Origin of the sequence: Streptomyces sp. SID8374 (assembly GCF_009865135.1) — a bacterium.
GTDB lineage: Bacteria > Actinomycetota > Actinomycetes > Streptomycetales > Streptomycetaceae > Streptomyces.
The window spans coordinates 891,541-905,186 of the sequence record NZ_WWGH01000001.1; the positions used below are offsets into that span (position 1 = coordinate 891,541).

Annotated in this window: 13 protein-coding genes; 1 reads left to right on the plus strand and 12 read right to left on the minus strand. The window is 71.6% G+C overall.

Going from position 1 to position 13,646, the window contains the following annotated elements:
- Position 1: 1 nt before the first annotated feature.
- The 12 genes from secD to pgsA form a co-directional block, all read right to left on the minus strand.
- Positions 2-1,771 carry a protein translocase subunit SecD gene (gene secD / locus GTY67_RS03960; protein WP_161277799.1) on the minus strand — a complete coding sequence of 590 codons (1,770 nt, stop codon included), beginning with the start codon at positions 1,769-1,771 and terminating at the stop codon, positions 2-4.
- A 150-nt stretch (positions 1,772-1,921) separates the two neighbouring features.
- On the minus strand, positions 1,922-2,413 hold the full coding sequence (gene yajC, locus GTY67_RS03965) for a preprotein translocase subunit YajC (protein ID WP_161277800.1): 492 nt from the start codon (positions 2,411-2,413) through the stop codon (positions 1,922-1,924).
- A gap of 166 nt (positions 2,414-2,579) precedes the next feature.
- Positions 2,580-3,665, minus strand: coding sequence for a Holliday junction branch migration DNA helicase RuvB (ruvB, locus tag GTY67_RS03970; RefSeq protein ID WP_161277801.1), 1,086 nt, complete (start codon positions 3,663-3,665; stop codon positions 2,580-2,582).
- A 29-nt stretch (positions 3,666-3,694) separates the two neighbouring features.
- On the minus strand, positions 3,695-4,321 hold the full coding sequence (gene ruvA, locus GTY67_RS03975) for a Holliday junction branch migration protein RuvA (RefSeq protein WP_161277802.1): 627 nt from the start codon (positions 4,319-4,321) through the stop codon (positions 3,695-3,697).
- Entirely contained in the window at positions 4,318-4,932 is a 615-nt protein-coding gene (gene ruvC, locus GTY67_RS03980; RefSeq protein ID WP_093693463.1) for a crossover junction endodeoxyribonuclease RuvC, read from the minus strand. The genes ruvA and ruvC overlap by 4 nt, the downstream gene beginning before the upstream one ends.
- Positions 4,933-5,092: 160 nt before the next feature.
- Positions 5,093-5,845: a YebC/PmpR family DNA-binding transcriptional regulator gene (locus GTY67_RS03985; protein WP_026242063.1), complete on the minus strand. Its 753-nt coding sequence runs from the start codon at positions 5,843-5,845 to the stop codon at positions 5,093-5,095.
- Positions 5,846-5,906: 61 nt separating this feature from the next.
- Positions 5,907-6,539 carry a pyridoxal 5'-phosphate synthase glutaminase subunit PdxT gene (gene pdxT / locus GTY67_RS03990; protein ID WP_093693462.1) on the minus strand — a complete coding sequence of 211 codons (633 nt, stop codon included), beginning with the start codon at positions 6,537-6,539 and terminating at the stop codon, positions 5,907-5,909.
- Positions 6,540-6,545: 6 nt separating this feature from the next.
- Entirely contained in the window at positions 6,546-7,466 is a 921-nt protein-coding gene (pdxS, locus tag GTY67_RS03995) for a pyridoxal 5'-phosphate synthase lyase subunit PdxS (protein WP_003970325.1), read from the minus strand.
- 111 nt (positions 7,467-7,577) lie between these two features.
- Complete coding sequence (locus GTY67_RS04000; RefSeq protein ID WP_161277803.1) at positions 7,578-8,126, minus strand: LemA family protein; 549 nt, start codon at positions 8,124-8,126, stop codon at positions 7,578-7,580.
- A 128-nt stretch (positions 8,127-8,254) separates the two neighbouring features.
- Positions 8,255-9,415: a glycosyltransferase family 4 protein gene (locus GTY67_RS04005; protein ID WP_093693460.1), complete on the minus strand. Its 1,161-nt coding sequence runs from the start codon at positions 9,413-9,415 to the stop codon at positions 8,255-8,257.
- 81 nt (positions 9,416-9,496) lie between these two features.
- The gene (locus tag GTY67_RS04010; RefSeq protein ID WP_093693459.1) at positions 9,497-10,408 is read right to left on the minus strand and encodes a phosphatidylinositol mannoside acyltransferase; all 912 of its coding nucleotides are present in this window, start codon (positions 10,406-10,408) and stop codon (positions 9,497-9,499) included.
- Positions 10,405-11,067, minus strand: coding sequence for a phosphatidylinositol phosphate synthase (pgsA, locus tag GTY67_RS04015; protein ID WP_093693458.1), 663 nt, complete (start codon positions 11,065-11,067; stop codon positions 10,405-10,407). The genes GTY67_RS04010 and pgsA overlap by 4 nt, the downstream gene beginning before the upstream one ends.
- A gap of 271 nt (positions 11,068-11,338) precedes the next feature.
- Between pgsA and GTY67_RS04020 the strand changes: the two genes are divergently transcribed.
- Complete coding sequence (locus tag GTY67_RS04020) at positions 11,339-13,564, plus strand: elongation factor G-like protein EF-G2 (RefSeq protein ID WP_161277804.1); 2,226 nt, start codon at positions 11,339-11,341, stop codon at positions 13,562-13,564.
- The last annotated feature ends 82 nt before the right edge of the window (positions 13,565-13,646 follow it).

The window sequence follows — 13,646 nt, forward strand, 5'->3', positions numbered from 1 at the left end:
CTCACGCCTCCTTCGGTTCGGTGGAAGCGCTGACACGGCGCGAGCGGCGGAGCGGCGGCTGGGCGCCGAGCCGCTTCGGGTCCAGACCGGACCAGGGACCGCCCTTGGAGAAGAACTTGGTCCGGCCCATCAGCGTCATCAGGGGCTTGGTGAAGAGGAACACCACGACGACGTCCAGCAGCGTGGTCAGGCCGAGCGTGAACGCGAAGCCCTGGACCTTGCCGACGGTGACGAGGAAGAGCACCGCGGCCGCCAGGAACGACACGAAGTCGGAGACCAGGATGGTGCGCCGGGCGCGGGGCCAGGCGCGTTCGATGGCCGGGCGGAGCGTGCGGCCCTCGCGGATCTCGTCTCTCACGCGTTCGAAGTACACGATGAACGAGTCCGCTGTGATGCCGATCGCGACGATGGCGCCGCAGACCGCCGGGAGGTTCAGCGCGAAGCCGATGGCCGGGCCCAGCAGGGACATGATCGTGTACGTCAGGACGCCGGAGACCAGAAGGCTGAGCAGGGCGATGAACGCCAGGCCCCGGTAGTAGGCGACCAGGTAGATCACGACGAGCGCGAGCCCGATGCCACCGGCGATCAGGCCGCCCTTGAGCTGCTCGCTGCCGAGGGCGGCGGTCACGGTGGTGACGCTGACCTCCTCGAAGGTCAGCGGGAGCGCACCGTAGGAGAGGATGTTGCCGAGGTCCTCGGCGGACTGCTGGTTGAAGCTGCCGGAGATCTGGGCGTTCTTGCTGAGCGCCGTGCGCACCGAGGGCGCGGAGACGACCTCGCCGTCCAGGACGATCGCGAACTGGTTCATCGGCGGCTGCTGCTGCGAGAGCCGGCTGGTGATCGTCTGGAACTTCTTGGCGCCGCCGGAGGTGAACTCCATCGACACGATCCACTCGCCGGTCTGCTGGTCGATGGCGCCCTTGGCGTCGTCGACGTCACTGCCGGAGACCTCGGCGGGGCCGAGCACGTACTTCTCGTAGCTGCCGGGGACGTTCGAGCCGCAGGCGACGATGGAGTCGGTGGGCAGCGCGTTCTTGCCCGCCGCCGCACGCTGCTCGGGGTCGGTGCAGTCGAGTTTGGCGAACTCCTCCTGGAGCTTCGCCGTCGCCGGGTCCGCCGAGGGCGATGCCTCGGGGGTGTCGGACGGCTTGGGCTCACCGGAGTCCGTGGGGGTCGGGGTGGGGGCCTTCTTCAGGCCCTCGGTGACCGCGCGGCCCTGGCTGGTGGCGCTCGGGGAGGGGGTGGCCTCCGAATCGGTGGCCTCCTCGCCCTTGTCGTCGGCCTTCGGGGTCGCCCCGCCGCTCGGGGTGGCGCTGCCCGAGGGGGTCGGGGTGCCGGAGGGCGCGGGCTGCTCGGGGCCGCTCGCCGCCACCGTCAGAACGGGCCGGAAGTAGAGCTGGGCGGTCGTACCGACCTGCGCCTGGGCCTGCTTGGAGTCCGTCCCCTTGGGGATGTTGACGATGATGTTGCGATCGCCCTGGGTCTGGACCTCGGCCTCGGAGACGCCCAGTCCGTTGACACGCCGTTCGATGATCCCGACCGCGGTGTCCATGTTGGTCGGGTTGATCGCGTTGGGCTTGCCGGGCTGGTTCTGCGCCTCCAGCGTGATCGACGTCCCGCCGGCCAGGTCGATACCCAGCCGCGGCGTGGTGTGCCCGGACAGGAACATCCCGCCGGTGAGCGCGACCATGGCGATGAGGATCATGACCAGGGAACGCCCCGGCCTCCCCTGACCGCCGGACGGCCCTCGGCCCTTCTTGGGTGCTGCCACCTTCTTGTTTCTCCCTGTCCAACCGCCCCGCGCCGGGTACGCGCCCGAGCGGCCACGAAGTGTTGTGGGGACCCGCCCCCGCAGACGACCTGCACGGTCCCGGGGACGCCGCGCGCCGGTGGGCGCGCGACGTCCCCGGGATCGTGAGAACTACTTGGTGCCGGACTCGCCGTCGGTCTTGCCCTCGCTCCTGGCGTCCTTGCCGTCCTTGGCCGCGGCGTCCTCGGGCTCGGCGTCGTCGGCCGTCTCGTCCTTGCCCAGGTCGATCTTGGCGATGTCCGCCTTCTCCGCGTCGGGCTCACCGGTCAGCGAGGAGGCGTCGTCGGGGACGACCGTGCCGTCCGCGTCCAGCTCCTCGTCGTCGCCGTGCACGATGCGGTTGTACTCCGCGTCGTCCAGGACGGCACCGATCGCGTTCTTCGCGTAGATGGCGTGCACGCCGGGGGCGACCTCGAGGAGCACGGTGTCGTCGTGGACTTCCTTGACGGTCGCGTACATGCCCCCGATCGTCCGGACGCCGGTGCCGGGCTGCATGTCGTTGCGCATCTGCGCGGCCGCCGCCTGCTTCTTCTTGGCGGAGCGGGTCATCAGGAACATGGCCCCGATGAGCACGATGAAGGGGAGGAGAGTCAAGATATCCACGGGACGGGAATTCCTTCGCACGACCGCGCTGGAATGCGGCCTGTATATACGGGGGTGGGTACACCGACCTTTAAGGGCGGCATCGGCGGAGTCTAAGCGAGTCCGCATCGTTGGAACAACGCCCAGCATGGCACCCAGGTTCCTGTATACGCGAACCTGTGACGCATCACGCCCCGAACAGGCCCTGTTGTCCCTTTGCTCCGTGCTGCGGCGGGACCAGGCCCAGATGTGCCCAGGCCGCGGGGGTGGCGACCCGCCCGCGCGGGGTCCTGGCCAGCAGTCCTTCCCGTACGAGGAAGGGTTCGGCGACCTCCTCGACGGTCTCCCGCTCCTCCCCCACCGCGACCGCGAGAGTCGACAGGCCGACGGGCCCGCCGCCGAAGAGCTTGAGCAGCGCGCCGAGCACCGCACGGTCCAGCCGATCGAGTCCCCGGGCGTCAACCTCGTACACCTTCAGGGCCGCCGCCGCGATCTCCCGGTCGATCGTGCCCTCTGCCTTGACCTGGGCGTAGTCCCGGACCCGGCGGAGCAGGCGGTTGGCGATACGGGGGGTGCCACGGGAGCGTCCGGCGATCTCGGCGGCGCCCTCCACGTCGATGCCGACGTCGAGGAGGCGGGCGGAGCGGTGGATGACGCGCTCCAGCTCGGTGGGGGCGTAGAACTCCATGTGCCCCGTGAAGCCGAAGCGGTCGCGCAGCGGGGGCGGCAGGAGTCCGGCCCGGGTGGTGGCGCCGACCAGGGTGAACGGGGGCAGTTCGAGGGGGATCGCGGTGGCGCCGGGGCCCTTGCCGACGATGACGTCGACGCGGAAGTCCTCCATCGCCATGTAGAGCATCTCCTCGGCGGGCCGGGACATGCGGTGGATCTCGTCGAGGAAGAGGACCTCGCCCTCCTGGAGGGAGGAGAGGATCGCCGCGAGGTCGCCGGCGTGCTGGATGGCGGGGCCCGAGGTGATCCGGATCGGGGCGTTCATCTCCGCCGCGATGATCATCGAGAGGGTGGTCTTGCCGAGGCCGGGGGCGCCGGAGAGCAGCACGTGGTCGGCGGTGGCGCCGCGCGCGCGGGCCGCCTTGAGGACCAGGTCGAGTTGTTCGCGGACCTTCTCCTGGCCGACGAACTCGTCCAGGTCCTTGGGGCGCAGGGCCGCCTCGACCGCCGTGTCCTCACCGTCCGCGTCCGCGTCGACCAGCCGGTCGTCGAAGACGGGCCCGGTGGGCTCGTCGGTCTCGGGTCCGGTCTCGTCCCAGTTCATCAAGGGCCTCTTCGGTGGTTCGGTGCCGGTCAGCGTGCGCGGTTGAGAGTCTGTAGGGCGGCCCGCAGCAGCTGCGGCACGGGGGGTGCCACGCCTTCGGCGACGGCTGCCTCGGCCTGTGGGGCCACGGCGCTGACGGCCTCGTCGGCCTCGCGGGTCGCGTAGCCGAGGCCGATGAGCGCGGCCTGGAGCTGGTCGCGCCAGCCGGAGGTGACGGGGGTGCCGATGCCCTGGTGGCCGATGTGCGCACCGACCGGTTCGCCGAGCCGGTCCTTCAGCTCCAGCAGCAGCTTCTGGGCGCCCTTCTTCCCGATGCCGGAGACGGCCGTGAGGGCCTTCTCGTCGCCGGTGGAGACGGCCAGGCGCAGCGCGTCCGGGCTGTGGGTGGCGAGCATGGCCTGGGCGAGGCGGGGGCCGACACCGCTGGCGGTCTGGAGCAGCTCGAAGACCTGGCGCTCGTCGTCGTCGGCGAAGCCGTACAGGGTGAGGGAGTCCTCGCGGACGACGAGGGAGGTGGCGAGCCTGGCCTCCTGGCCGACGCGCAGGCCGGCCAGGGTCTGCGGGGTGCACTGGAGGGCCATGCCGATGCCGCCGACCTCGATGACGGCCGTGGTCGGGGCGAGGGCGGCCACCGGGCCGGAGACGAAGGCGATCATGCGGTGGGGCCTTTCAGCGTGCGAGGTGTGCGGGGGGTGCGCGATGCGCCGGGCGTACGGGAGATGCCCGGCGTGCCCTGCGTACGGGAGGCGCCCGGGGTGCGGTGGGCGGCGACGGCCTGCTGGAGCCGGTTCTGCGCGGGCGCCCGCCAGATGTGGCAGATCGCGAGGGCGAGGGCGTCGGCGGCGTCGGCCGGCCTGGGCGGTGCGTCCAGCCGCAGCAGCCGGGTCACCATGGCTCCGACCTGCGCCTTCTCGGCGCGGCCCGATCCGGTGACGGCGGCCTTGACCTCGCTGGGGGTGTGCAGGGCGACGGGGATGCCGCGGCGGGCGGCGCAGAGCATGGCCACCGCGCTGGCCTGGGCGGTGCCCATCACCGTACGCACGTTGTGCTGGGCGAAGACCCGCTCCACGGCCACGTAACCCGGGGAGTGCTCGTCCAGCCACTGCTCCATGCCGCGCTCGATGGCGACGAGCCGGTCGCCGAGCTCCGCGTCGGAGGGGGTGCGCACGACGCCGACGCCGAGCATGGTCAGCGGGCGGCCCGCGACCCCTTCGACCACGCCGACACCGCACCGGGTCAGCCCCGGGTCAACGCCCAGAACCCGCATGGGGCCCCCTGTCCTCGCTGCTCGCCCTGCCCACTCGTTCATCTGTTCCCGCAGGCTATCGGCTCGCGCTGACAATCCGTCGCATCCGACAGGACGACGGGCCGACGGGGTGTCCCCGTCGGCCCGTCGTCACGTGGCACCGAGCTGTGCGGATCGCGCCTCAGGCGTCGACCTTCTCCATGACCTCGTCGGACACGTCGAAGTTGGCGAAGACGTTCTGCACGTCGTCGCTGTCCTCCAGCGCGTCGATGAGCTTGAAGATCTTGCGTGCGCCCTCTTCGTCCAGCTCCACCTGCATGGTCGGCAGGAAGTTGGCCTCGGCGGAGTCGTAGTCGATGCCCGCCTCCTGGAGCGCGGTGCGCACCGCGACCATGTCGGTGGCCTCGCTGACCACCTCGAAGGTCTCACCGAGGTCGTTGACCTCCTCGGCACCGGCGTCGAGGACCGCGCCGAGGACGTCGTCCTCGCCCAGCTCGCCCTTGGGGACAATCACGACGCCCTTGCGGTTGAAGAGGTACGAGACGGAGCCCGGGTCGGCCATGGAGCCGCCGTTCCGGGTCATCGCGACACGTACGTCGGACGCGGCACGGTTGCGGTTGTCGGTGAGGCACTCGATGAGCACCGCGACACCGTTGGGGCCGTAACCCTCGTACATGATCGTCTCGTAGTCGGCGCCGCCCGCTTCGAGACCGCCGCCGCGCTTGACCGCGGAGTCGATGTTCTTGTTCGGGACGGAACTCTTCTTCGCCTTCTGGATGGCGTCGACGAGGGTGGGGTTGCCATCGGGGTCCACGCCGCCGGAGCGCGCCGCGACCTCGATGTTCTTGATCAGCTTCGCGAAGAGCTTGCCGCGCTTGGCGTCAATCACGGCCTTCTTGTGCTTCGTCGTAGCCCATTTAGAGTGGCCGGACATCTGCCTTCTCCTTCGCGTCACCAAAATCGAGTCGAACCCGAGAGATCCTACCGGGGTCCGCTCACTTCACCGCGCGCACCATGTCCACGAACAGGGCGTGCACGCGATGGTCGCCGGTCAGTTCGGGATGGAACGACGTGGCGAGGACATTTCGCTGCCGTACGGCCACGATGTGGCCGCCGTGCTCGGCGATCACCTCGGCCCCGGCCCCGACGGACTCCACCCAGGGGGCGCGGATGAAGACGCCCTCCACCGGGCCGCCGTCGATGCCGTCGACCTCGACCGCGGCCTCGAAGGACTCGTTCTGCCGGCCGAAGGCGTTGCGGCGCACGATCATGTCGATGCCGCCGACGGTCTCCTGGCCCGAAATGGGGTATCCCCTGCTCGAACGGAGCTGAGAGCTTGGGGAAGGGTCGAGGATCTTCTCGGCCAGCAGGATCATCCCGGCGCAGGTGCCGTAGACCGGCATCCCGGCCCGGACCCGCTCGCGCAGCGGCTCCATCATGCCGAAGAGGACCGCCAGCTTGGACATGGTGGTGGACTCGCCGCCGGGGATGACAAGGCCGTCGACCTCGGCGAGTTCCTCGGGGCGCCGGACCGGCCTGGCCTGGGCGTCAGCCGAGGCCAGGGCGATCAGGTGTTCCCGTACGTCGCCCTGGAGAGCCAGGACGCCGATCACAGGGGTGTCGCTCATCAGTGGTTACCAGCCGCGGTTGGCGTAGCGCTCGGACTCGGGCAGGGTGTCGCAGTTGATGCCGACCATGGCCTCGCCCAGGTTGCGGGAGGCGTCCGCGATGACCTTCGGGTCGTCGTAGAAGGTGGTGGCCTTGACGATGGCGGCGGCACGCTTGGCCGGGTCGCCCGACTTGAAGATGCCGGAGCCGACGAAGACGCCCTCGGCGCCGAGCTGGCGCATCAGCGCGGCGTCGGCCGGGGTGGCGACACCACCTGCGGAGAAGAGCACGACCGGCAGCTTGCCGAGCTCGGCGACCTCCTTGACCAGCTCGTAGGGGGCGCGCAGGTCCTTGGCGGCGGCGTACAGCTCGTTGTTGTCGAAGCCGCGCAGGCGGGCGATCTCGTTCTTGATCTGGCGCAGGTGGCGGACGGCCTCGACGACGTTGCCGGTACCGGCCTCGCCCTTCGAGCGGATCATGGCCGCGCCCTCGGCGATACGGCGCAGGGCCTCGCCCAGGTTGGTGGCGCCACAGACGAAGGGGGTGGTGAAGGCGAACTTGTCGCTGTGGTTGACCTCGTCGGCCGGGGTGAGGACCTCGGACTCGTCGATGTAGTCGACACCGAGGGACTGGAGGACCTGGGCCTCGACGAAGTGGCCGATGCGGGACTTGGCCATGACGGGGATGGAGACGGCCCCGATGATCTCCTCGATCATGTTGGGGTCGGACATCCGGGCCACGCCGCCGTCCTTGCGGATGTCGGCCGGGACCCGCTCCAGGGCCATGACGGCCACGGCGCCCGCGTCCTCGGCGATCTTCGCCTGCTCGGCGTCGACGACATCCATGATCACGCCGCCCTTGAGCTGCTCGGCCATGCCGCGCTTGACGCGGGCGGTGCCGGTGGCGGGGGACTCGGCGGACTGCGGGGTGCTGGGAAGCGTGGACACGGGACCTCACTCGGTGAAAGACGCTGAATTACTGCATCGCCGAGCAAACGCTGTGGGAGCAGTCCACAGCAAGGGCCAATAGGGAGGGCGTGGATCGTTTTCCGCCCAAAACTAAGTTCCTGGACGGTTCGCCAGAGCCACCGGCGGGGCGTCGTCCATCTCGAAGGCGAGCGGGAACGGCGCGTGCCCGGCCAGCCGGAACAGCCGTACGGTGCGGTGCCGGCGCAGCGCTCGGGCGGCGCGCACGGAGTCGTTGTGGAAGCGGCGGGCCATCGGTACGCGGCGTACGGCGGCGGCCAGTTCGGTGGCCGCGTCCTCCCCGCCGGGGACCTCCTTCACCGCCTCCACCTGGGCCGGTTCACCGAAGACGGCACGCAGGGCGGCGCTCAGCTCGCTCTCGGCGACCTCGCGGTGGTCCTCCTCGGCCTGCCGGGCGGCGTGCGCGGCCTCGTACAGCACGATGGAGGCGGCCGGGTCCAGGACGCCGGAGGTGGCCAGCTCCTGGGTGACCGAGGCGCGGCGCAGGAGTTGGGCGTCGAGGGCGGCGTGGGCGGCGTCGATCCGGGAGTGCAGGCGGTCCAGGCGGCCGGCGGTCCAGCTGAGGTAGACGCCGATCGCGATGAGGGCGACGACGATCCAGACGATGAGGGTTACGGTCACGGTCGCACACGCTACCGTCGCCGGGGCCCGGCCCTTTCAACGGGCGGGCCCGGCCCCGCCTTCAGCAGAGGCCCCGACCGCAACGGGCAGCCCCCGCCCCGCGTTCGGCTGGAGCCCCCGCCCCTCCTTCAGTCCCGCGCCAGCCCGAACCGCGCCCGCAGCCCCGACCGCTCGTCCTCCGCCACCGACGCGGCCCCGTCCGTCACCGTCTCGTACACCGCGAGGATGTCGGCCCCCACGGTCGCCCAGTCGAACCGTCGTACGTGGGCCTCGCCCCGCTCCCGCAGTCCGGCCCGGCGCTCCGGGTCGCCCAGCAGCCGGATCGCGGCGGCGGCCAGCGCGTCGGCGTCCTCGTTGGCGAAGAGGTCGCCCGCCGCGCCCTGGTCCAGCACCTGCGCGAAGGCGTCCAGGTCGCTGGCGAGCACCGGCGCCCCCGCCGACAGCGCCTCGACCAGGATGATGCCGAAGCTCTCGCCGCCCGTGTTCGGGGCCACGTACACATCGACGCTGCGCAGCAGCCGGGCCTTGTCCTCGTCGCTGACCATGCCGAGGAACTCCACGCGCTCGCGCAGCTCCTTGGGCAGCGATGCCACCGCCTCCTCCTCGTCCCCGCGCCCCGCGACCAGCAGCCGGGTCTCGGGGCGGGCGGCGAGGATGGCGGGCAGCGCCTTCATCAGGACGGGCAGGCCCTTGCGGGGTTCGTCGATGCGGCCGATGAAGCCGAGGGTCTGGCCCTGCCACTCGGGCTTCGGCTCGGCCTTGGCGAAGAAGCCGACGTCGACGCCGTTCGGGATGACCACGGCGTCCCCGCCGAGGTGCTCCACCAGCGTGCGCCGGGCGTACTCGCTCACCGCGATCCGTGCGCTGATCTTCTCCAGGGCGGGCTGGAGGATCGGATACGCGGCGATCATCGCCCGGGAGCGCGGGTTGGAGGTGTGGAAGGTGGCCACGATCGGGCCCTGCGCCGACCAGCAGGCGAGCAGGCCGAGCGAGGGGGAGGTCGGCTCGTGGATGTGGATGACGTCGAAGGTGCCGTCGTGGAGCCAGCGGCGGACCCGGGCGGCGGAGAGGAAGCCGAAGTTCAGCCGGGCGACGGAGCCGTTGTACGGGACGGGGACGGCTCGGCCCGCCGAGACGACGTAGGGCGGCAGCGGGGTCTCGTCGTCGGCCGGGGCCAGGACGGAGACGGTGTGGCCGAGCCCGATGAGGTGCTCGGCCAGGTCCCGGATGTGGAACTGCACGCCGCCCGGTACGTCCCAGGAGTACGGGCAGACGATGCCGATCTTCACGTGCGTTCTCCCCGGAGTCCGGTCTTCATGTGCGTTCTTCCCGGGGTTCGGCCGTCACGCGCTCCCCCGGGGCTTCGGTCCTCACGCGCGCTCTCCCCGGGGTTCCAGGTCGTCCAGCCAGAGCCTCTGGAGCATGTGCCAGTCCTCCGGGTGCTCCGCGATGCCCCCGGCGAAGGCGTCTGCCAGGGCCTGGGTCATGGCGGCCGTCCTCTCGGCGCGGGTGCCTTCCTCCGGCATCTCGATCGCCGGGTGGACGCGTGCGCGCATCACCGGCGTGCCGTCGTACCAGAGCGTCACCGGCAGCAGCAGTGCGCCCGTCTGCTGGGCCAGCAGTGCCGGGCCCGCGGGCATCCGGGCGGTGGCGCCGAAGAACGACACCTCGACCCCGGAGGAGGAGAGGTCCCGGTCGGCGACCAGGCAGACCAGTCCGCCCGCGCGCAGCCGCCGGGCCAGCGTGCCGAAGGCGGCGCCACCGCTGTGCGGCAGGACCTCCATGCCCAGGCCCTCGCGGTAGGCGACGAACCGGTCGTAGAGCGTGGCGGGCTCCAGCCGTTCGGCGACGGTGGTGAAGGGGACCTTCAGTTCGGTGGTGACCCAGGCTCCGGCGAGGTCCCAGTTGCCCAGGTGCGGCAGGGCGATGACCACGCCCTTCCCGGCGTCCAGGCCCTCGGTCAGGTGGTAAACGTCCTTGACGTCGATGCTCGCCCTGATCCGCTCCGGGGTCCAGGTGGGCAGCCGGAACGATTCCATCCAGTACCGCATGTACGAGCGCATCCCGGCCTTGGACAGCTCGGCCAGCCGCTCCGGGCCCGCCTCCGGGAGGACCCGCGCCAGGTTCGACTCCAGGCGCAGCACGCTCTTGCCGCGCCGCTTCCAGGTGCGGTCGGCGATGGTGCGGAAGAGGGCCGTGGCGGCGGGCTCGGGCAGCTTCTTCACCGCGCCCCAGCCCAGTCCGTACAGGCCGTCGGTGATCCGGCCCTTCAGCGCGCTCACCGGTCCGCCGGTCCGCTGCCGGCGGAGGCCGCGTCGGCCTCGGCGGACTCACGGCGTACGGTCACCACGCGCTGGATCAGCGTCACCAGGGAGCCCACGGCGACGATCCACAGCGCGATCGGCAGCAGGATGTCGATGTGCGGGACGCCGAACTTGTGCAGTCCGGCGAGGCCTGCGGCGACCAGCGAGATGACCAGGCGTTCGGCGCGCTCCACCAGCCCGTTCACCGCGACCGGCAGGCCGATCGACTCGCCGCGCGCCTTGGTGTACGAGACCACCTGGCCGCTGGCCAGGCAGAAGATGGCGACGGCGCACAGGACGTTGTCGTCACCGCTGCCCGCGTACCAGAGGGCGAAGCCGGCGAAGATCGCGCCGTCGGCGACCCGGTCCAGCGTGGAGTCGAGGAAGGCTCCCCACCGGCTGGAGATCCCGGCCTGCCGCGCCATGTTGCCGTCGACGAGGTCCGAGAAGACGAAGACCGTGATGACGATGGTGCCCCAGAAGAACTCCCCCATCGGGAAAAAGACCAGCGCACCTGCCATCACTCCGGCCGTGCCGATGAGAGTGACCGCGTCGGGGCTGACCCCGAGGCGGAGCAGCAGGGCGGCGAACGGGGTGAGGACACGCGTGAAAAATGCACGCGCGTACTTGTTCAGCATGGCTTTCCCGAGGGTTCGGTTGGCCGAGCGGCCCCTTCGGCCACCGGCTGGCCCATCGTAGTCACGACCGGTGCCCTCCACCGGACGGGCACCCGCCCGCAGGGGTGTCACGGGCAGGCGCGGGCCCCGCGCCCGACGTATGGACGCCTCGCCGCCCGGGTGCCAAGCTCGAAGGACCGAGGCCGCCTCGGCGGCTCTCCCGTACCCGCCGGACACCCAGCGCGGTCGGCTGCTCCCCTCCCGTACCGCGTCACCCACCGGGAGGCACACCATGGGCGAGAAGACGCACGCACACCCCGGAGCCGCCGGAGGCGTACCGGCGGCCGGCCATCCCTCCGCCGTACGGAACGTGGTGCTGGTCGGCCACAGCGGATCGGGCAAGACCACGCTGGTCGAGGCGCTTGCCCTGACGGCGGGGGCGCTCAACCGGGCGGGCCGGGTCGAGGACGGGGCGACCGTCTCCGACCACGACGAGATGGAGCGGCGGCGACGGCGCTCCGTCCACCTCTCGACGGTGCCGGTGGCGTGGGACGGCTGCAAGGTCAATCTGCTGGACACCCCCGGGTACGCCGACTTCGTCGGGGAGCTGCGGGCCGGTCTGCGGGCGGCGGACGCGGCCCTCTTCGTCGTCTCGGCGGCCCAGGAGGCGGAGTCCGTGGCCGCGACGACCCGGGCCGTGTGGGAGGAGTGCGCGCTGGTCGGGATGCCGAGGGCGATCGTGGTCACCCATCTCGACACCGCGCGCACCTCCTTCGAGGAGATGACCCGGATCTGCGCGGAGACGTTCGGCGGGGACGACCCCGATGCCGTACTGCCTCTCTATCTGCCGGTGCTGGGGCCCGAGGGCGCCGACGGGCACGCGCCGCTCACCGGGCTGACCGGGCTGCTCACGCAGCGGATCCTGGACTACGCCTCCGGGGAGCGGGCCGAGCTGCCGCCCGCGCCGGAGCAGGAGGAGGCCCTCGCACAGGCCCGGGACCGGTTGATCGAGGGAATCATCGCCGAGAGCGAGGACGAGTCCCTCATGGACCGCTATCTCGGCGGCGAGGACATCGACATATCGACACTGATCGCGGATCTGGAGCGGGCGGTCGCCCGGGGCACCTTCTTCCCCGTCCTCGCGGCCGCCCCCGCCGCCGAGGGCGCCCGGCAGGGCATCGGCACCGTGGAGCTGCTGGAGCTGATCACGCGCGGCTTCCCGACCCCGCTGGAGCGCACCCCGCCCACCGTCACCACCCCCTCCGGCGAACCCAGGACCGCCCCCACCTGCGATCCGGATGGCCCGCTGCTCGCGGAGGTCGTCAAGACGTCGTCCGACCCGTACGCGGGCCGCATCTCGCTGGTCCGGGTCTTCTCCGGCACCCTGCGGCCCGACGACACCGTCCACCTGTGCGGCCACGGCTTGGACGCGGCGGGGCAGGAGCCGCGCCCCTGCCATGAGGCGGAGGTCCGGGTGACGTCCCTGACCTCGCCGTTCGGCCGGCAGCAGCATCCGGTGGACCGGTGCGTCGCGGGTGATCTGGTCTGCGTGGCCCGGCTGGGCGAGGCGGAGACCGGCGACACCCTCTCCGCCTCCGGCGACCCGGTCCTCATAGAGCCCTGGTCGACCCCGGACCCGCTGCTCCCGACGGCCGTGAAGGCGCACGGCAAGGCGGACGAGGACAAGCTCTCCCAGGCTCTGGCCCGGCTGATCGCGGAGGACCCCACCCTGCGCCTGGAGCAGAACCCGGACACCCACCAGGTCGTCCTGTGGTGTCTGGGCGAGGCCCACCAGGAGGCCGCCCTGGACCGGCTGCGCAGCCGCTACGGCGTCCAGGTCGACGCCGAACCGCACCGGGTGGCGCTGCGCGAGACGTTCGGCGGCCGGGCGGCCGGGCGCGGACGGCACGTCAAACAGTCCGGCGGGCACGGCCAGTTCGCGATCTGCGAGATCGAGGTGGAGCCGCTGCCGACGGGCAGCGGCATCGAGTTCGTGGACAGGGTCGTCGGCGGTTCGGTGCCGCGCCAGTTCATCCCGTCGGTGGAGAAGGGGGTACGGGCCCAGGCCGCCCGGGGCCTGTCCGCCGGGCACCCGCTCGTCGACGTACGCGTCACCCTCCTCGACGGCAAGGCGCACTCGGTGGACTCCTCCGACGCCGCCTTCCAGACCGCCGGGGCGCTCGCCCTGCGCGAGGCGGCGGCGGACGCCCGTATCCAGCTCCTGGAGCCGGTCTGCGAGGTCTCCGTGCTGGTGCCGGACGACTATGTGGGTCCGGTGATGAGCGACCTGTCGGGGCGGCGGGGCCGGGTGGTGGGCACCGAGCAGAGTCCGGGCGGGCGCACCCTCGTACGGGCCGAGGTGCCGGAGACGGAGATCGGCCGGTACGCACTCGACCTGCGCTCCCTGACCCACGGCACCGGGCGTTTCGACCGTACGCACGCCCGGTTCGAGGCGATGCCGCCGCAGCTGGCCGACCGGGTGCGCGCGGAGCAGGGGAACGGATCACCCGGCGCGTGACCGGCGCACTGTCGCAAACACCGCCCGCGTCCCGTCGGGTGACGGGCGGTGCGCGGGCGTGGACGATACGCTGTGGGCGCAG